A 17,006-nucleotide genomic window follows, 5' to 3' on the forward strand; every position below is an offset into this window, starting at 1 on the left:
CGGAGCTTCAGCGGCAATAGGGGCCGCTGGATCGGGCGGCGAGATCGAAGTGGAAGTGGTTGGCGTGGTCGGCGTCCGTGCCGGGCCCGAGCACCGTCGTGAACGGCCCACATGCGGCGGCGCGAACCGCATCTAGGAAACGGCCTTCAGGCGAATTCGGGTCGGCGGCGGAGACAGCGACTTCACCGTCCTCGAAAACGAAGGCGCCGATGTCGATCGCGGCGCCGCGAGCGTGTTCGGAGATCTTTTCGCCCGATCCGCGATTGCGGCAGACATAGGTCGATACGCGCGCGATACCGGTGAGTGTGCGATCGGGAAGGTACTCGCTCGCTGCGGGGGCGACGGCGTCGGTGATCCAATCTTCCAGGGCATCGACAACCGGACACCACATGCGGTTCTGGGTTCGTACCTCGACACCGTTCGAGAGCGCCGAGACGGAGACCGGGCGCAGGACTCCGCAGCTGCCAGAGTTGATTGAAGTGCCAGTTTCGAAGGTGACACCGAGCTCTGTCAGTCGCGCCTCGCAAGCTTCGGACGCAAGGAGCGCTTTGGCGGCGCGAACGGCGGCGGCGGGAGAGACCGGCTGGAGCTTTGATTCGGATGGGCTGGGCAGGGCGTCGCGCGGCGACGGCGCTGCGGATGCGTCCGACACTGTCGGCGAGGGAGTTGGTCCAGAAGCCGGTTCGTCGGGACGGGCTTCCGGCAGCGGCACGGCGTCCGAATCGACTGAGGTTGCCTCTGGCGTTTCGACCGGCGTCGCAGCGTCGTCGCCCGAGGTCTCGGACTGTGGTGTCGTTGGTGAGTCGGTGGTGTCGCGTTCGGTCGCTTCAGTTTCTGCGGAGCTGGCCGGGTCGATTGCCGGAAGCGCGGCTGCAGGCGATGTGGATGGCGTTTCTGGATCTGGATCTGCCGGTGCGCTTGTGGGATCGGCCGCAGTCGTTGCCGGGCTCGCCGGGGCACCGTCAACCTCGATCTCCGTGCCGTTCGCGGCGCGGCTGTTTGCCTCGTTGACCGATCGCGGATCGGCAGCGGCAGGAGTGGAGGTGGTCTCCTCGGTGTTTGCGAGGTCAGCCGCCTCGTCGGGGCGCGCCTCGGGGCGCGGGACGGTCTCGCCTGCGTCTTGAGCGAAGCTTCCTCCGGCGAGTGCGAAGCAGAGCATGAGAGACGGCAGGATGAGGCGCATGATGGGATCGGTCCCGTTGATCGATGACTGAAAGCTCCGATCAATTGATGTTGGTTTTGCGGCACTTAGCTGAGCAGAAGCTCAGTCGAGCACCCGCCGGGCCCTGAAAAGGCGGGCGAGGAAGGTGACAGCGGTGAGCAGCGCGAACAGGGCGGCGAGCTGTGGGAAAAAGCCCGGAAACAGGCAGAAAAGCGCGAAGAAGAGGAAGGTTTCGGAACCTTCCATCAGCCCTTCGGTGAAGGCGAGCGCCTTGCCGCCGCGGGCGGCTTCGTCGGCCTTTCCCTGCTTTTCGAGCATTAAGGCGAGCGCGAGGACGCTGCCTCCATTGGCGTAAAAGGTGAGGAGCAGCACTGCACCGGCGACCGCGTTCTGCCCCGGATCGGCGACGACGAAAGCGAGCGGGATCGCGCCGTAGAAGACGAAGTCGAGGACGATGTCGAGCATGCCGCCGAAATCGGTCTTGCGGGTCAGCCGTGCGACGGCGCCGTCCAGACCGTCGCAGAGGCGCGAAATGCCGCCAACGACGAGACCGGCGATGTAATGTTCCGAAGCGATGAGCACTGCGGCAACGAGGCCGACCGCCAGCCCAACCAGCGTGACCGCGTTCGCAGTCGCGCCGAACGCAACGAGCCGAGTAGCGAGGCTGTCGATGACCGGGTCGATTCGTTTGCGCAGAGTAGCGTCGAGCATGGGTCTTCGAGATCCGCGTGTCGTGGTGGCGTTGATCCTAGCCCGAGCCGCGCACCGGCGTCATCCGCCCTGTCCAGAACCGGTGGCTTGAGCAGGAGACGACGGGTCGCCAGTGCTGCCAAAGCCTCTATCTGCGAGAACCAAACGAACAGGCTCACACGCGCCCGCACGAACGGACCAATGTATCAGCTCAGAACCGACGACATTCTTGTATCTGTGACACCGCATTACCTGGCCGAACAATCCGAGCCTAGCGAGGGGCGCTATGTCTGGGCCTATACGATCTCGATCGAGAACCTTGGCGAAGAGACGGTGCAACTGATCGATCGCTTTTGGCGGATCACCGATGCGAACGGAAACGTACAGGAGGTTGCTGGGCCCGGCGTCGTCGGCGATCAGCCAGTCATAGCACCGGGCGACAGTTACACCTATACCTCCGGCTGCCCGCTGCCGACGCCTTCCGGCATCATGCAGGGTCATTACGGTATGCGTGACAGCGAGGGGCAGCGCTTCAAGGTCGACGTGCCGGCCTTTTCGCTGGACCTGCCGCAAAAGGGTCGGCGGACGCTGAACTGAAAGAGCACGAATGCGATGTGGTCCGTGCCCTGCAGTTTACCTGGGTTATGCAGATTTGGACTGATTCTCGAATTCCGCTGGATCGAAAACGTATTCCGAGGAGCAGAACTCACAGGTGACCTCGATCTTTCCGTGTTCGATGCTCTCTTTGAACTCCTCTTCAGAGAAGCTTTCGAGTACCGTGCGGATACGTTCGCGCGAGCAGGAACAGTCGTCGACCACGTCGTTGGCGGGGAATACACGCACGCCGCGCTCGTGGAACAAACGATAGAGTAGCCGCTCGACGCCGATCTCCGGATCCGTGAGTTCCGACGCATCGACCGTGTCGACGAGGGCGCGGGTTTCGAGCCATGTATCGTCGAACTCGATGGTGCCGCCGATCTCGTCGCTGCCTTCAGGTGCATCACCGCCCGGCAGATCGGGCATACGCATCCGCTCCGGCGCTTCCGGGAGGAACTGGACGACCATGCCGCCAGCGCGCCAGGTTTCGGTGAAACCGTTCTCGCCGCGCCGTGCGATGCGCGCGACGGCGAGCTTCACCGTAGTCGGGATCTGCTCGGACTGGCGGAAATAGGATTCGGCCACCTCTTCCATCGACGCGCCGTTCAATTCGACGATGCCCTGATAGCGCTGAGTATATTCGCCCTGATCGACGGTGAGCGCGAGGATACCCTGGCCAAGCAGTGCCTCAGGTGACGTCGCGCCGCTCTCGATCGCCGCTGCGAACTTATCCTCGTTGTAACGGGCGTATGCGCGCACGGAGGAGGGCGTCGTGAAGTCGACCACGAGGAGGTCGACCGCGCCGTCCGTCTGGGTCTGGGCAATGAACTTGCCGTCGAATTTCAACGAGGTGCCGAGAAGAACCGTGAGCACAATCGCCTCGGCGAGCAAACGCGCGACCGGCTCGGGATAGTCGTGCCGCTCGAGGATGCTGTCGAGCATAGGACCGAGCTGTACGGCGCGGCCGCGTGCATCGAGCGGCTCGACGTGGAACGGCACGACGGCGTCGTCGCCAGCGAATGTAATCTCGGAGAGCGTGGTTTCCTGATCTGCCATAAGGTCAGGCCTCCTATGCGAGCCCCAATTTGCCGTCCTGAAGCGATCCGAATACCCATGCGATGATAGACTTCTGCGCATGTAGACGGTTTTCAGCCTCATCGAAGACCACCGATTGCGGCCCATCCATGACGCCATCGGTGACCTCCTCGCCGCGATGCGCCGGGAGGCAATGCATGAAAAGAGCTTCGGATTTCGCATGACGCATCAGGTTCTCGTTGACCTGATAGGGCATGAACACGTTATGGCCGCGCGCCTGAGCTTCGCGGCCCATGGATACCCAGGTATCGGTGATCACGCAGTCCGCACCGTTCACCGCTTCGACCGGGTCGGTCGTAGTTAGGATTTCGGCGCCCTCGTTTCGAGCCCAGGTGACGAAGCGTGCATCAGCTTCCGAGCCTTCCGGGGTTGCGATGGTCATCTTGAACTCGAACCGGGCAGCCGCTTCGATCCACGATGCGGTGACGTTGTTCCCGTCACCGACCCAAGCGAAGGTCTTGCCTTTTACAGGGCCGCGCTTCTCCTCGAAAGTGAGGATGTCGGCCATGATCTGGCAGGGATGCGTATCGTCGGTGAGGCCGTTGATGACGGGCACCGTCGCGCTTTCGGCAAGCTCCAGAAGCCGCGCATGTTCGGTGGTTCTGATCATGATCGCGTCGACATAACGTGACATGACCTTGGCCGTGTCGGCGATCGTCTCGGAGCGGCCAAGTTGCATCTCGGTGCCCGAGAGAAACAGCGTCTCTCCGCCGAGCTGACGCATACCGACGTCGAAAGAGACACGGGTTCGGGTCGAAGGCTTGTCGAAGATCATCGCCAGGACCTTGCCTTCGAGCGGTTTGGCTTGCCGCCCGTCGAGCGTCTTGCGATGCATCGCGTCGGCGATGATGGTCCGAAGGTCGCTGCTATCGACGGCAGCGATATCGAGGAAGTGCTTCACTGGGCTCATTTTCGAATCGTGCGGCGCTCAGGCGCTCTTCTTGTTCTCGGAAAGGGCGGCGAAGGCGTTTTCGAGACGCTGCACGGCCTCGCGAATTTCCTCCGACGTAATGGTCAGCGGCGGCAACAAGCGCACGACGTTGTCGCCGGCGGGAACCGTGAGGAGACCCTCGGTTCGTAGAGCCGCAACGGCCTCTGTGTTCGGGCATACAGTCTTGAGGCCGATGAGAAGGCCTGTGCCGCGCACCTCTTCGAGGACATCCGGAAAGCGGTCCTTCAACGATTCGAGCGACTGCTTGAACAGGATCGCCTTGTCGCGGACGCCTTCGAGAAAGCCTTCGTCGAGAACAATGTCGAGAACCGCATTTCCGACCGCCATGGCCAGCGGATTGCCGCCATAGGTCGTGCCGTGGGTGCCGGGCGTCATTGCCGAACCAGCAGCCTCCGTCGCAAGGCAAGCCCCGAGCGGGAAACCGCCGCCGATGCCCTTCGCTGTCGCAAGGATGTCAGGCTCGGCGCCGCCGGCGTTCTGGTGGGCGAAGAAGCGCCCCGTGCGACCGATGCCGGTCTGCACTTCGTCATAGATAAGTAGAATGCCGCGTTCGTCGCAGAGTTCGCGCAAACCGGTGAGGCAGGGCAGAGGAAGTTTGCGGACTCCGCCTTCTCCCTGCACAGGCTCGACCAGGATCGCCGCGACGTCCGGCTCTGCGGCCGCCATCCGCAGAGCGTCGTGATCGCCGAAGGGCAGCGACATGAAGCCGGGCGCTTTCGGCCCAAAACCTTCGAGATATTTCGCCTGCCCACCGGCAGCGATGGTTGCCAGGGTTCGGCCGTGGAAGGCGCCTTCGAAGGTGAGGATGTTCACCCGTTCTGGCGCGCCGTTGACATGATGAAAGCGCCGCGCTGTCTTGATCGCGCATTCGAGCGCCTCGGCGCCGGAATTCGTAAAGAACACCCGATCGGCGAAGGTCGCCTGACAAAGCCGGTCTGCCAGCCGCTTCTGGCCAGGGATCTCGAAAAGGTTGGAGACGTGCCAGAGCTTCTCCGCCTGACTCTTCAGCGCGTCGACGAGATGCGGATGGGCATGGCCGAGAGCGTTCACCGCGATGCCGCCTGCGCAGTCGAGATATCGTTTGCCGTCGTTCGCCTTCAGCCAGACGCCTTCGCCGGACTCGAAAGAGATCGGCGCGCGGTTGTAGGTCGGATAGATCGAAGACGAAGTCTCTGCGGGTGAAGACGGCATGATGTCGACAGGGTCTCGATGAAAGATGTCGGGCGAACCGGTCCTCCAAAAGCGATAAGCCCGCCGCGAAGGGCAGGCTTTAGAGAACCAGGTCGCACCCGGTGATGCATTTGGCCTATACCACGTGAACGGTCGTTTTTGTCAACGAGAGGCGTTCCTGACGGGCAATCGAAGGGACTTCGCGAGCGCCGGGAGAGCAGCATGCAGCAGGTCGCGGTCATCACGCTGGGAATTGGCGACCTCGAAGCATCGGCACGGTTCTACGGTGAAGGCTTCGGCTGGGCGCCGGTTTTCCGCAATCCTGAGATCATCTTCTACCAAATGAACGGCTTCGTTCTGGCAACTTGGCTTGTCCAGAATCTTCAGGAGGATGTAGGCGTTGCCGTCACCTCCCGGCCGGGTTCGATGGCGCTGGCGCACAACGTCCGCGCTGAGACCGAGGTCGCGCCGCTGATGGAACGGCTGGTGGCTGCCGGCGGGCAGTTGTTGCGGCCGGCCGATGCACCGCCGCATGGCGGGCTCCGCGGCTATGTCGCCGATCCCGACGGTCATATCTGGGAGATTGCATTCAATCCGGTCTGGCCAATCGGCGCCGACGGCTCCGTGACATTCGCGGCCAAATAGAGCGGCAAGCGCCGCCAACGGCTTGATCGGACTGCACATGAAGCTGGTGCGAAGGTGTTGCCGGGATGCAAAGGTTGGGGAAAAGCATCGCAGGCGAGCCTCAGAACAGCCGTTTCCCTTGTCACCCGATTCGTCAGCATTATAGATTGTACGCAACGACACTAGATTTCGTAGTGAAGCTCGGCTGAACTTCCAGATGCTGTATGCGTGGTGCATGTCCCAATGCGCCGGCCTGTCTGGAATGCGGTCGAAAGCGGCGAAAGGACGAATTTCATGAGCTGGACCGACGAGCGCGTCAGCACCCTCAAGCAACTCTGGACCGAAGGACTGAGCGCGAGCCAGATTGCCGATAAGCTCGGTGGCGTGACCCGCAATGCCGTCATCGGCAAGGTGCATCGGCTGAAGCTGGAATCCCGGGGCAAGACGGCAATGCCCGCCGAGGCAGCTCCTGTCGAGGCCGAACCGGTGGGAACGCCGGTAGAGACGGTCGCACAGCCGCAGATGGAGGTGCGCGAGGAGACCGTCGTCGCCGGCCGTTTCGCCGCAGCTGCGACCGCCGCCTCTTCCGCGCCGCGCCCGCAATCCTTCGGCGCGACCGCGCTCAAGCTGGAGCCGGACGAGGAAGAAGACTACGAGGCCGCTCTCGAAACCCGCACCGATGCGAAGACCGGTGAGGTCGTTCCGATCGCGCGCAAGCTGACTCTGGTGCAGTTGACCGAGCGGACCTGCAAATGGCCAGTCGGCGACCCGATGCACGACGACTTCCACTTTTGCGGCAATTCTTCGCGCGATTCCTCGCCTTATTGTGAATTCCACGCCAAGCTGGCTTTCCAGGCCGTCGACCGGCGCCGGGTCCGCTGATCTGGATCGTGAAGCCGGACTCCGGGATGCTGCGGTCGGCAGGGTGGGACCGGGTCTTCAGCCGCCGCCGGGCAGCCGTCGGCGGATCGCATAGAGCGCAACAGCGGCCGCGTTCGAGACGTTGAGCGAGTGGATGGCGCCCGGCATTTCGAGCCGGGCAAGGACGTCGCAGGTGGCGCGCGTCTTCTGTCGCAGACCCTTGCCTTCCGCGCCAAGGACGACGGCGATTTTCTCGCCTTCGATCGCCTGTTCGAAGTCGCTCTCGCCTTCTGAGTCCAGGCCGATCGTCCGGAAGCCGAGCTTCGAGAGCCTTTCCAAGGTCTCGGCGAGGTTTCGGACCTCGATCTGCCTGACGTGCTCCAGAGCGCCCGAGGCTGCCTTAGCGAGGACGCCGCTCTCGCGAGGCGAATGGCGCGACGTGGTGATGAGGCCGTCGGCGGCAAATGCGGTCGCCGAGCGAAGGATCGCGCCGACATTGTGCGGATCGGTGACCTGATCGAGCACAAGGAGCAACGTGGCATCGCCCAACGCATCGAGCCGCAGTGGCTCGAGCGGTTCGGTTTCGAGACAGGCTCCCTGATGAACGGCCTCGCCGCCGAGCAACCTATCGAGATCTTTCGGTTCGACCTGCTCGATGGGGCAGTCGATTTCGGCGTCGTCGAGTTCCAGACGTGCGCGTGCGTTGCGGGTTATGAGGAGCCGGTGACGGATGCGATCGGGGTTTTGGAGCGCCGCCGCCACCGTGTGCAGACCATAGAGCAGCAGTGGCTCCGGCGCATTCGGCTTGAGCTCGCGCTTGCGGTCGCGATGCGCCCTGCGCAGATTGGCGTAATGGGTGTCCCGGGGCGTGTGGGAAGGCTGATCGCTCGTCATGGGGCCTGCCTTATCTGAGCGGGTGGCGGGCGACAACTCGCGGGGCCGGGAAGCGCATCTGAAATCCGTCCGGTTTTGACGCGCATGGCCGTTGACAGAGAGGCGGTGTCCGACCATAACGCCATCCGAATGCGGACGGCGCTGCTGTTCGCATTACCGGTTCGATGTCTGGCCGTCAGAGATCGAAACGGCGGCTCGGAGGGGTGTCCGAGTGGTTAAAGGAGACGGACTGTAAATCCGTTCGCTATGCGTACGCTGGTTCGAATCCAGCCCCCTCCACCACCGCCGCCAAACGACCGGTTCCGCGGGTATAGCTCAATGGTAGAGCAGCAGCCTTCCAAGCTGAATACGCGGGTTCGATTCCCGCTACCCGCTCCAAAAACTCTCGATACTACAATGCGATCGTTTTCGATCCGAGTGACGTTAGGTCCCAAGCCTTCGCGCGTCTGTTGCGGTCCGACTGTCCTAAGGTGGATCGCGCCGCAACATTCCAAACTCCGCCAAGATGAAGATCAGGCTCTCGTGCCTTGTCACTGTCGTGTTCGAGCACGTCATGAGCGATCCCCGTGCGCTTTGTTTCGTATTCGCTACCACGCTCAAAGGTTTATCGCCGGCATTCGATTAAGCGCTTACGAGAACCGTTCCTCTTGCCCTTTCGTCGTCGTGGCTTTACATCGCGCCCGGACTTTGAGCCCGCCAATCAAGAAAGAAGGCAGCGGAGAGCCCCATGGCCAAGAGCAAATTCGAGCGCAACAAGCCGCATGTAAACATCGGGACGATTGGTCATGTTGACCATGGCAAGACGACTTTGACGGCTGCGATCACGAAGTATTTCGGCGATTTCCGCGCCTATGACCAGATCGACGCTGCGCCGGAGGAGAAGGCGCGCGGCATCACGATCTCGACGGCGCATGTGGAATACGAGACATCGGCCCGTCACTATGCCCATGTCGACTGCCCGGGCCATGCCGACTACGTGAAGAACATGATCACGGGCGCGGCCCAGATGGACGGCGCGATCCTCGTCTGCTCGGCGGCCGACGGCCCGATGCCGCAGACCCGCGAGCACATCCTGCTCGCCCGCCAGGTCGGCGTTCCGGCGATCGTGGTGTTCCTCAACAAGGTCGATCAGGTCGACGACGAGGAGCTTCTGGAACTGGTCGAACTGGAGGTCCGCGAGCTTCTGAGTTCTTACGAGTTCCCGGGCGACGACATTCCGATCGTCAAGGGCTCGGCTCTTGCGGCTCTGGAAGGCAACAACCCGGAGATCGGCGAAGAGGCGATCAAGGCGCTGATGGCTCAGGTCGACGAGTACATTCCGACGCCTGCGCGTCCGGTCGACCAGCCGTTCCTGATGCCGATCGAGGACGTGTTCTCGATCTCGGGCCGCGGTACGGTCGTCACGGGCCGCGTCGAGCGCGGTGTTGTGAAGGTCGGCGAGGAAGTCGAGATCGTCGGCATCAAGGACACCAAGAAGACGACGGTGACCGGCGTCGAGATGTTCCGCAAGCTTCTGGACCAGGGCCAGGCGGGCGACAACATCGGCGCGCTGATCCGCGGCATCGACCGCGAGGGCGTCGAGCGCGGTCAGGTTCTGTGCAAGCCGGGTTCGGTGAAGCCGCACACGAAGTTCAAGGCCGAGGCCTACATCCTGACCAAGGACGAGGGCGGCCGTCATACGCCGTTCTTCACGAACTACCGCCCGCAGTTCTACTTCCGCACGACGGACGTGACGGGTGTCTGCACGCTGCCCGAGGGCACCGAGATGGTGATGCCGGGCGACAACGTGACGATGGACGTGACGCTGATCGTTCCGATCGCGATGGAGGAAAAGCTCCGCTTCGCGATCCGCGAAGGCGGCCGCACCGTCGGCGCCGGTATCGTCGCGAGCATCGTCGAGTAAGGCCTTACGGCCGGCGCACGCCGGACAAACGGTTCGAAATCAGGAGCGGGGCCATTGAGGTTCCGCTCTTATTTGTTTTGAGCCTTGCCTTCTTTTCGACGCGCCGATCCCTGATGCGGTATTTTACGACATCCGAGTGACATCGCAGGCAGTTGTCGCCGCCGCACGTTCTGCTCGATCTGTCAGCCGTTTGAGAGCGCATGCGCCACCCGGATTTCAGGATGCGCATGTTATTCGATAATTGCGAATGCGGGGGCCGAATGCCTGCCATGGAAGGGAAATCGCCGGGCGAGCGGAGAGCCTGATGCGTGTCATCATTCTCGCTGCAGGGCAGGGCAAGCGGCTGCTTCCTCACACCGAGACAATCCCGAAAGCCATGGTCGGCATCGGTGGCGTTCCGCTTGTCATGAGGACGATCCAGCATTTCGCGCTTCACCCATTAGTCTCGCAAATCCGTGTCGTCGGCGGATATCGGGTGGAGGCCCTGCGTCGGGGGCTCGACGCTTACGAACCGAAAGCGGAGGTTGTGTTCAACGAAATCTTCGCTTCCTCAGGACCGCAAGCTTCCGTGCTGACCGGAATGCGAGGGGACTGGTCCGGGGGCGTGATGATCGTCAACGGCGACACGTTCCTGGAGCCTCGTTTGATCGCTTCGGTCCTCGATCGCTGCGCCATGCGCTCGCACACTATGGCACTCTTTGGATCCCCGGTCCGAAAGGCATTCCCCGACGACGTTCAAATTATTCTCAAGCCTGAAGGCGAGAACATCTCATCGGTGGGAAAGAACCAGGCTCCTATCGCCGGGCATCGCTCGAGTGGGATCTTCCATGCCGCGACACCAGAGTCGACAGACAGAGTTGCAGAAGCGATGCGAGCTAGCCTTCAAGCTGGCGAGCCGACATGGCATGGCGCGCTCAACCGCCTGATCGCAGCCGGCCACGCCATCCGTTTCTGCCCAGTCGACGAATACGATTGGGAAGAGATCGACTGCCCCGAGGATCTAAGCCGCTGTAATGCGCGTGTCATGGCGTACAGCTAGCGTCTCCGAGCCACTACGGGACGGCACGAGGCCGAGCATGCTCTCGACGTCCGAGACGAAGCGGGCCGTATTGAGACCGTCCTTAAATTCGTGAAACTCTGCTGTCTGGGTGAACGATATCTTCTTATGCTTCAGAAGCGCGTCTTCAATGGCGTCGTAGAGACGGTCATGGTCCAAGCAGCGATCACCCATAAAACGGTCCAGTTCGGACGGTGAGAACCGATCTTCCGCAATAAGGCTTCCAAGATCTGGCAAGTAGAGAATGATCGGACGCGAGAGCAACGCGAAATCCGGTATAAGGGACGAGAAGTCCGAGATCATCAGATCGAAGGCGCCGAGCAATGGGTAGATGTCGCCATGGCGGTCGTACTCGACGATATTCGAAAAGGCCGCGAGATCAAAATGATCACGCATGGTCGGATGAAGCTTGATTACGAGCGTCGACGATAGCGTCTCCATCAGCTTGTTCAGTCGAGCAAAATCGAACGGGATCCGTTCGCCGACGTCATACCGATCCATCGTCCGCCACGTTGGGGCAAATATCACGAGACGTCGCCCCGCAGCTTTGTCTTTCCCGATGCGTTCGCCGCACTTCAGATCCGTTCCAATAAGCGCAGTGGCGGGCCTCACCGACGTGTCGGTGAGGAGGTCGTTGCGCAACAGGCCGTTGAGCGCGGCTCTGCGATAGCGGAACGTGTTCTTGCGCTTTTCGAAATTTATTCGCGACGGAAAATAGAAGAGGTCGAAGACGGGGAATTTGCGCTTGAATTCGAGCCGCAACCGGCCGATGCGGCGATGACGAAGATGAGCGACATTCGGGGAGTCTACGGAGACGTTCTTGATGCCGCTACCATGCCAGAGCTGAATCCGTTTGGCACCGCCAAGGAGGTTTCCGGACAGTCCGCGAAAAGCTTCGTAGTCACAGCCGACAGCGATGGCACAGCGCATCAGAAGCCAGATCGCGCGAGGCGAGGGCATGCGGACGCCATCGAGTTGTGCGGCCTTTAATTCGGTGGCTACGGCTCTCTTCGGTGTAACGTAGCAGACCTCGATCTCAGGGCTCTCGGCCAGTGCAAGATAGGCGTATTTCGCGTTGTCCACGAAGGCGCCGTTTTTCGGCGCGAGCACGATAACGAGGTTCCGCTTCTTCGGGATTCGGGCCAAGACGTGCATGAGGGCGTAGCCCGGTAGGGCGGCCGCGATCTTGAGGATGTCGGAAACGGTCTGGAACAAGTGATGGGTTTCGCGGCCGGTGAGGAGATCAAGCAGTGCAAACCTGGCGATCGGTTTGCGACAGCGGCTCCCTTATGGTCGCCAACGCCAACATCCGCAACATGTTGCATCCCGTGAATGGCCTCGCCATAAGGCGGAGAGGGCGCCGACGCTCAGCAAACGATTGTCGAAAGAGGAGCTTCTCGATGGCGCAGCGGATGGTGCGGGACGATGCGCCCGGACCGGAGGAATGGCGAAAAGCTCTCGCACTCTTCTCGGGCTACAAACGTATCGCGCTCGTTGCGAACAGCGAAGCGCTGAACATCGGAGACGTCGAAGCGGCCAATTCGGCTGATACGCTATTCGTGTTCTTCACGCGTTGCCCACGGGTGCTGAAGCGGCCGTTTTCGCGTGCTTCTGTTCTCTGCCACCGGATGAAAGATCCGGAACGTTTCAACGAAGGCGAAAAGCATGTCGAGCGGGCAAGGGCGCTGTTTGCACCCGGTGCTCTGAAGGGCGAGGTGGGGATCATCGCGCATGATGTGCCAAAGAGTGGGGCAAAACCGTACTCGCCAGTCGGTCAGAGCAACAGTGTCGGCCATCTCCTGGATCTCGATTCAGTTTTCTTTCCTTTCTATACGCCAGATATGACGCCAACGACCGGCTTTGCGATGGCGATCTGGCTCGTCGAGAACCTGCCCGATGCGAAGGTGATTCTGTGCGGGTTCACCGGCGTGCGGGGACCGGACTTTCGGATGCGCACGATGCACGACTGGACGCTGGAGCAGACGGTTCTTCGGCTTCTTTCCAGAAGCGGGCGGCTCGAGCAGGCTTTCGGAGGGCGATCGACCAACAGCACACTCGATCGGCTCGACCGGCGTTTCCCGAAGCTTTCTGAAGCAGATATCGCATTGGTCGCCGCCGATGTGCTGAGCGACAGGATCAATGCGATCGACAGACTAGTCTCAATGCTGTGGTCAGTATCGAGGGCGCCGCGAGCGATTCATCGCGCACTCGCGGGGCTGAAGCCGGGTGCGAAGCGGATGGGTCGCGATGACGATCGCTGATACCGACACGAATTCGGTGCCGGGGGCGAGTGCAGTCGAGGCGATCTTTCGCAGCCATTCGACGGTCGCCATCATGGCAAACAGTCCAGCGCTCGATCTTGGCGCTGTGATGAGGGAACTGCCGGAGGATACGCTGTTCGTATTCTTCACCCATTGCGAGAAGGTGCTTCATTCGCCATTCGAACGGAGCGCGCTTCTCGTGCACCGCATGCGGACCGAGCGGATCTCGATGAACGACGACGACCGGCTCGAGACGTCGCGGTCTTTCTTCGCACCGGGTGCGCTCGAGGGCGAAGTCGGGGTGTTCGTTTCGCTCGACACCCAGTCGATCGAAGGGCCGCGGGAGAACCGCACGCCCGTCGAATTTCCGGTGATCGACTGCGACGTTCTCTTCGCGCCGTTTTACACCGCCGGCCATCGACCGAGCAGCGGGTTCGCACTGGCGCTCTGGCTGATCGACCGTGTGCCGGAAACGACCGTAGTGCTATGCGGGTTCACCGGTGTGCGCGACGGCGTCTTCCGCATGTCCGACAATCATGACTGGACGCTGGAGCAGACTCTGCTGCGTGTTTTCTATCGATCGGAACAACTGATCCGCTTCGAGGGGCGCGATGGGGCGCTTGGTTCCGTGACGCGGATAGCGAAAGCGTTTCCTGAGTTTCGGCCGGCGGAGATTGCGCTCGTGGCGATGGAAGTGCTGAACGAGCGCACGAGCGCGCTTGACAGAATGGTCGCGCATCTCCTCAGCGTTTGGCGCGGTGCCTTCACAATCCAGAACTGGATTCGACCCCGGCGGCGCACCAACAAGTTTTGATCTTGAGCTGCCTGCAAGTCTCGGAGTGTTTCCGCCTTGAAGGTCGTACATTCCGTAAGATAAAGCGGTCTCTGGATGGCCTACGAAAGCGTCTATGAGTCAGACTGTTTCTCGTTGAAGAAGGCTACAGCAAGCCTGTTTAGCATGAAGGTACTCACCCTCTCGCCATCATGGCGCGGACACGTTCGAGATCGCTCGGCGTATCGACGGGAATACCCCTGTCGTTGGGGACCTGAACCATGTTGACGTCGTAGCCGTGCTCGAGGAAGCGGAACATCTCGACGCCCTCGGCCATCTCCAGCGGGCCCGGCTTCGAGGCAACGAAGCGTTCCAGGCCATGCTTTCTAAAAGCGTAGAGGCCGAGCTGGCGGAAATACTGCACCTTGCCACCTTTCGGGAACGGAATCGGCATGCGCGAATAGGCGAGCGCCCGACCGTCCTGACGCATGACGACCTTCACGACATTGGTGTCGATGACGTCGGAGGGATCGCACATCTCGTTGAAGCCATTCGAGGCGACGATGTTCTCGTCAGTCGACTCAAGAATCGCCTTGGCGACCCGCTCGATCGCTTCGGGCTCGATCATGGGCTCGTCGCCCTGGACGTTCACGAAGACCTCACCGTCGAGCCGCGATGCGCACTCGGCGACGCGATCAGTGCCGGAGACATGGTCGCCGCGGGTCATCATGACTTCGAGGCCTAAAATCTCGCACTTTTGGTAGATGCGGTCGTCGTCGGTGGCGATGATGACGCGATCGATGCTCGGGGCCTTTGTCGCCTGATGATAGACGTGCCAAAGCATGGGCTTGCCGTGGATATCGGAGAGCGGTTTTCCGGGAAAACGGGATGCGCCGTACCGGCAGGGGATGATCGCAATCGTTGCCATTTTTGATGTCATCCTAGGAGATAGTGTTGGAGGTCGGCAGGCGTTTGGGCTGTGAACGCGCAATCGGGGGGCGGGTCACCGTAGCCCCAGAGGACATGGGCGTAGTCGATACGGGCGCGGCGGGCGGCGTCTGCATCGGAGTCCATATCGCCGATGAAGATCGTGGCTGCGGGATCGGTGTTGCAGCGAGCCATCGCCTGGAGGAGGTGATCTGGGGCGGGCTTGCCTCGCAGCCTGTCGTTCGGCGTCATGACGATGGAGAATTCGACGGGCAACCGATCGAGGATCAATTGGGTCCGCGCAAAATCCTTGGACGTGACGATGCCGAGTTTGATGCGATATGCGGCCACGTTAGAGAGCAGCGTCTCCATACCCTCGAAGATCGGCGTGTCGAAAAGATGCCGGGCTGATGCGCGGCGAAAGACCTGCTCGATCCGTTTGCCCTGATCGGCAAGACCGAGTCGGGTCATGATGTCTTGGAAGGGGCGGCCTATCTCGGCGAAGTAACTCTCGAACGGAATTTCAATCCCGAACTCGGCTGCTACCGCCGACCAGGCAGCCTCCATATTGGCCCGTGAGTCGAGAATGACGCCGTCGAGGTCGAAAAGGACAAGGCCTCGCATGCGCCAGCTTTCCGTTGTCATCGCTCCCCCTTGCAGATCGATGCAGCATGTGGATCGCGTCAACGATCAAGTTGGGTTCACGCGAGACGCGACCATTTGCCTTCGCTCGCACGCATTTATGGCGCCGCACTATATCGCACTCGTCAAAACGGCAAGCGCAGGGCGCGGTGCGGAGAAGCGGAAAAACCCTTGATGCGGTTCGAGGCTTGGCGTATGGAACGCGGCCATACAGGGGTATAGCTCAGTTGGTAGAGCGGCGGTCTCCAAAACCGCAGGTCGGGGGTTCGAGCCCCTCTGCCCCTGCCATTGGGCGATCTTGATCGTCATGGACCGGCGGCCCTGTCGGCGGCGCTCAGGGTGGACCTCAGATACCCCCTTGTGAATCAGCGTCGAGGGGTTTAAATGATTTCGAAACTGATTGCGCGTGGGGCGATGTTGGCCTGCACGCGCTTTGTTCGTGACCAAATGTCGGACGAACACCAAGTCGAGTGAGCATGGCCAAAACCAATCCTTTCACGTTCCTTCAGCAGGTGCGCAGCGAAACCTCGAAGGTGACCTGGCCGTCGCGCCGCGAGACGACGATCTCGACCATCATGGTCTTTATCATGGTAGCGCTCGCCTCGATTTTCCTGTTCGCGGCCGACCAGGTCCTCGGCTATGTCGTCGGCCTTATCATGAACGCGGGCGCTTAGAGTTCATCTTCTTCAAGCGCGCGCTTTTCAAGAAAGCGACATCGGGAGTTTTGGGAATTTAATGGCCGCTCGCTGGTACATCGTCCACGCCTATTCGAACTTCGAGAAGAAGGTTGCCGAATCGATCGAGGAGCAGGCCCGGCAGAAGGGTCTGTCCGACAAGTTCGAAAAGATTCTGGTGCCGACCGAGAACGTCGTCGAGGTGCGGCGCGGGCGGAAGGTTAACGCCGAGCGCAAGTTTTTCCCCGGCTATGTTCTGGTGAAGGCCGAGCTCACCGACAAGGTGTTCTCGATGATCAAGAACACGCCGAAGGTGACCGGCTTCCTGGGCCCGGACAACCGGCCGGTACCGATCACCGACAAGGAAGCCGACCAGATCCTGAACCACATCCAGGAAGGTGTCGATCGGCCGAAGCCAACGATCATGTTCGATATCGGCGAACAGGTGCGAGTTTCCGACGGCCCGTTCGCTTCGTTCAACGGGATCGTCCAGGAGATCGATGGCGAGCGTTCCCGGCTCAAGGTTGAAGTGTCGATCTTCGGGCGTGCGACGCCCGTCGATCTCGAATTCGGTCAGGTCGAGAAAGTCTGATCGAGGTGCTGGAGCCCAGGGCTTCGGCGAAGCGCGGGAGGCGAGACGGGCCAGCAAGCCAGGCTCTTCAGACCGGACCGCGAACTGCGAACGCCCACCTCTTCGAGCCGTGGGCATGATGAAAAAAGGCAGA

18 protein-coding genes and 3 tRNA genes are annotated in these 17,006 nt (G+C 61.3%); 12 read left to right on the forward strand and 9 right to left on the reverse strand.

Annotated elements, in window-relative coordinates; genetic code table 11:
- Positions 1-7: 7 nt before the first annotated feature.
- A complete protein-coding gene (locus FP2506_RS17900) occupies positions 8-1,183 on the reverse strand; it encodes an extensin family protein (protein ID WP_007066334.1) in 1,176 nt (391 codons plus the stop codon).
- 81 nt (positions 1,184-1,264) lie between these two features.
- Positions 1,265-1,873 carry a CDP-alcohol phosphatidyltransferase family protein gene (locus FP2506_RS05065; protein ID WP_007066335.1) on the reverse strand — a complete coding sequence of 203 codons (609 nt, stop codon included), beginning with the start codon at positions 1,871-1,873 and terminating at the stop codon, positions 1,265-1,267.
- A 180-nt stretch (positions 1,874-2,053) separates the two neighbouring features.
- Between FP2506_RS05065 and apaG the strand changes: the two genes are divergently transcribed.
- Entirely contained in the window at positions 2,054-2,449 is a 396-nt protein-coding gene (gene apaG, locus FP2506_RS05070; protein ID WP_007066336.1) for a Co2+/Mg2+ efflux protein ApaG, read from the forward strand.
- Between the two features lie 45 nt (positions 2,450-2,494).
- On the opposite strand, the gene FP2506_RS05075 is transcribed toward apaG, so the two are convergent.
- From FP2506_RS05075 to FP2506_RS05085, 3 genes are read right to left on the reverse strand one after another with little or no spacing between them, the layout of a single operon-like run.
- Positions 2,495-3,505 carry an Hsp33 family molecular chaperone gene (locus FP2506_RS05075; protein ID WP_007066337.1) on the reverse strand — a complete coding sequence of 337 codons (1,011 nt, stop codon included), beginning with the start codon at positions 3,503-3,505 and terminating at the stop codon, positions 2,495-2,497.
- Between the two features lie 13 nt (positions 3,506-3,518).
- Positions 3,519-4,454: an ornithine carbamoyltransferase gene (gene argF, locus FP2506_RS05080; RefSeq protein WP_040488915.1), complete on the reverse strand. Its 936-nt coding sequence runs from the start codon at positions 4,452-4,454 to the stop codon at positions 3,519-3,521.
- Positions 4,455-4,472: 18 nt separating this feature from the next.
- Positions 4,473-5,687 (reverse strand): aspartate aminotransferase family protein, encoded by a 1,215-nt coding sequence (locus FP2506_RS05085; protein WP_007066339.1) that lies wholly within the window; start codon positions 5,685-5,687, stop codon positions 4,473-4,475.
- 201 nt (positions 5,688-5,888) lie between these two features.
- Here FP2506_RS05085 and FP2506_RS05090 point away from each other — a divergent pair, with 201 nt between their 5' ends.
- Complete coding sequence (locus FP2506_RS05090; RefSeq protein WP_007066340.1) at positions 5,889-6,311, forward strand: VOC family protein; 423 nt, start codon at positions 5,889-5,891, stop codon at positions 6,309-6,311.
- 273 nt (positions 6,312-6,584) lie between these two features.
- Positions 6,585-7,172 (forward strand): GcrA family cell cycle regulator, encoded by a 588-nt coding sequence (locus FP2506_RS05095; protein ID WP_040489429.1) that lies wholly within the window; start codon positions 6,585-6,587, stop codon positions 7,170-7,172.
- 57 nt (positions 7,173-7,229) lie between these two features.
- Here FP2506_RS05095 and rlmB read toward each other — a convergent pair whose 3' ends face one another.
- Positions 7,230-8,045, reverse strand: coding sequence for a 23S rRNA (guanosine(2251)-2'-O)-methyltransferase RlmB (gene rlmB / locus FP2506_RS05100; RefSeq protein WP_040488917.1), 816 nt, complete (start codon positions 8,043-8,045; stop codon positions 7,230-7,232).
- 197 nt (positions 8,046-8,242) lie between these two features.
- Between rlmB and FP2506_RS05105 the strand changes: the two genes are divergently transcribed.
- The 4 genes from FP2506_RS05105 to FP2506_RS05120 all read left to right on the forward strand — a co-directional run bounded on the left by FP2506_RS05105 (position 8,243) and on the right by FP2506_RS05120 (position 10,987).
- Positions 8,243-8,327, forward strand: a tRNA-Tyr gene (locus tag FP2506_RS05105).
- Between the two features lie 22 nt (positions 8,328-8,349).
- A tRNA-Gly gene (locus FP2506_RS05110) sits at positions 8,350-8,423 on the forward strand.
- A gap of 349 nt (positions 8,424-8,772) precedes the next feature.
- Positions 8,773-9,948, forward strand: coding sequence for an elongation factor Tu (tuf, locus tag FP2506_RS05115; RefSeq protein ID WP_007066343.1), 1,176 nt, complete (start codon positions 8,773-8,775; stop codon positions 9,946-9,948).
- A gap of 304 nt (positions 9,949-10,252) precedes the next feature.
- Complete coding sequence (locus tag FP2506_RS05120) at positions 10,253-10,987, forward strand: phosphocholine cytidylyltransferase family protein (protein WP_187289022.1); 735 nt, start codon at positions 10,253-10,255, stop codon at positions 10,985-10,987.
- Here FP2506_RS05120 and FP2506_RS05125 read toward each other — a convergent pair.
- The gene (locus FP2506_RS05125) at positions 10,949-12,220 is read right to left on the reverse strand and encodes a CDP-glycerol glycerophosphotransferase family protein (protein WP_007066345.1); all 1,272 of its coding nucleotides are present in this window, start codon (positions 12,218-12,220) and stop codon (positions 10,949-10,951) included. The genes FP2506_RS05120 and FP2506_RS05125 overlap by 39 nt on opposite strands.
- 185 nt (positions 12,221-12,405) lie before the next feature.
- Here FP2506_RS05125 and FP2506_RS05130 point away from each other — a divergent pair, with 185 nt between their 5' ends.
- Together FP2506_RS05130 and FP2506_RS17905 are read left to right on the forward strand one after the other, a co-directional pair.
- Entirely contained in the window at positions 12,406-13,266 is an 861-nt protein-coding gene (locus FP2506_RS05130) for a hypothetical protein (RefSeq protein ID WP_007066346.1), read from the forward strand.
- Complete coding sequence (locus tag FP2506_RS17905) at positions 13,253-14,080, forward strand: hypothetical protein (protein ID WP_007066347.1); 828 nt, start codon at positions 13,253-13,255, stop codon at positions 14,078-14,080. Before FP2506_RS05130 ends, FP2506_RS17905 begins: the two co-directional genes overlap by 14 nt.
- A gap of 154 nt (positions 14,081-14,234) precedes the next feature.
- On the opposite strand, the gene kdsB is transcribed toward FP2506_RS17905, so the two are convergent.
- Complete coding sequence (gene kdsB / locus FP2506_RS05145) at positions 14,235-14,966, reverse strand: 3-deoxy-manno-octulosonate cytidylyltransferase (RefSeq protein WP_007066348.1); 732 nt, start codon at positions 14,964-14,966, stop codon at positions 14,235-14,237.
- Positions 14,967-14,974: 8 nt separating this feature from the next.
- Positions 14,975-15,610 (reverse strand): HAD family hydrolase, encoded by a 636-nt coding sequence (locus tag FP2506_RS05150; protein ID WP_007066349.1) that lies wholly within the window; start codon positions 15,608-15,610, stop codon positions 14,975-14,977.
- Positions 15,611-15,819: 209 nt separating this feature from the next.
- On the opposite strand from FP2506_RS05150, the gene FP2506_RS05160 reads away from it, so the two are divergent.
- The 3 genes from FP2506_RS05160 (at position 15,820) to nusG (ending at position 16,873) form a co-directional block, all read left to right on the forward strand.
- Positions 15,820-15,895, forward strand: a tRNA-Trp gene (locus FP2506_RS05160).
- 188 nt (positions 15,896-16,083) lie between these two features.
- Positions 16,084-16,281 (forward strand): preprotein translocase subunit SecE, encoded by a 198-nt coding sequence (secE, locus tag FP2506_RS05165; protein ID WP_007066350.1) that lies wholly within the window; start codon positions 16,084-16,086, stop codon positions 16,279-16,281.
- Between the two features lie 61 nt (positions 16,282-16,342).
- The gene (nusG, locus tag FP2506_RS05170) at positions 16,343-16,873 is read left to right on the forward strand and encodes a transcription termination/antitermination protein NusG (protein WP_007066351.1); all 531 of its coding nucleotides are present in this window, start codon (positions 16,343-16,345) and stop codon (positions 16,871-16,873) included.
- The last annotated feature ends 133 nt before the right edge of the window (positions 16,874-17,006 follow it).

Origin of the sequence: Fulvimarina pelagi HTCC2506 (genome assembly GCF_000153705.1) — a bacterium.
GTDB lineage: Bacteria > Pseudomonadota > Alphaproteobacteria > Rhizobiales > Rhizobiaceae > Fulvimarina > Fulvimarina pelagi.

What these genes read in the sequence shown, in the direction of transcription:
- FP2506_RS05090 (WP_007066340.1), top strand. Translation starts at nt 5,889, where the DNA reads ATGCAGCAGGTCGCGGTCATCACGCTGGGAATTGGCGACCTCGAAGCA.
- tuf (WP_007066343.1), top strand. Translation starts at nt 8,773, where the DNA reads ATGGCCAAGAGCAAATTCGAGCGCAACAAGCCGCATGTAAACATCGGG.
- FP2506_RS05120 (WP_187289022.1), top strand. Translation starts at nt 10,253, where the DNA reads ATGCGTGTCATCATTCTCGCTGCAGGGCAGGGCAAGCGGCTGCTTCCT.
- FP2506_RS05065 (WP_007066335.1), bottom strand. Translation starts at nt 1,873, where the DNA reads ATGCTCGACGCTACTCTGCGCAAACGAATCGACCCGGTCATCGACAGC.
- kdsB (WP_007066348.1), bottom strand. Translation starts at nt 14,966, where the DNA reads ATGGCAACGATTGCGATCATCCCCTGCCGGTACGGCGCATCCCGTTTT.
- FP2506_RS05095 (WP_040489429.1), top strand. Translation starts at nt 6,585, where the DNA reads ATGAGCTGGACCGACGAGCGCGTCAGCACCCTCAAGCAACTCTGGACC.
- FP2506_RS05150 (WP_007066349.1), bottom strand. Translation starts at nt 15,610, where the DNA reads ATGACAACGGAAAGCTGGCGCATGCGAGGCCTTGTCCTTTTCGACCTC.
- rlmB (WP_040488917.1), bottom strand. Translation starts at nt 8,045, where the DNA reads ATGACGAGCGATCAGCCTTCCCACACGCCCCGGGACACCCATTACGCC.
- argF (WP_040488915.1), bottom strand. Translation starts at nt 4,454, where the DNA reads ATGAGCCCAGTGAAGCACTTCCTCGATATCGCTGCCGTCGATAGCAGC.
- FP2506_RS05085 (WP_007066339.1), bottom strand. Translation starts at nt 5,687, where the DNA reads ATGCCGTCTTCACCCGCAGAGACTTCGTCTTCGATCTATCCGACCTAC.
- secE (WP_007066350.1), top strand. Translation starts at nt 16,084, where the DNA reads ATGGCCAAAACCAATCCTTTCACGTTCCTTCAGCAGGTGCGCAGCGAA.
- apaG (WP_007066336.1), top strand. Translation starts at nt 2,054, where the DNA reads ATGTATCAGCTCAGAACCGACGACATTCTTGTATCTGTGACACCGCAT.
- FP2506_RS05075 (WP_007066337.1), bottom strand. Translation starts at nt 3,505, where the DNA reads ATGGCAGATCAGGAAACCACGCTCTCCGAGATTACATTCGCTGGCGAC.
- nusG (WP_007066351.1), top strand. Translation starts at nt 16,343, where the DNA reads ATGGCCGCTCGCTGGTACATCGTCCACGCCTATTCGAACTTCGAGAAG.
- FP2506_RS17905 (WP_007066347.1), top strand. Translation starts at nt 13,253, where the DNA reads ATGACGATCGCTGATACCGACACGAATTCGGTGCCGGGGGCGAGTGCA.
- FP2506_RS17900 (WP_007066334.1), bottom strand. Translation starts at nt 1,183, where the DNA reads ATGCGCCTCATCCTGCCGTCTCTCATGCTCTGCTTCGCACTCGCCGGA.
- FP2506_RS05130 (WP_007066346.1), top strand. Translation starts at nt 12,406, where the DNA reads ATGGCGCAGCGGATGGTGCGGGACGATGCGCCCGGACCGGAGGAATGG.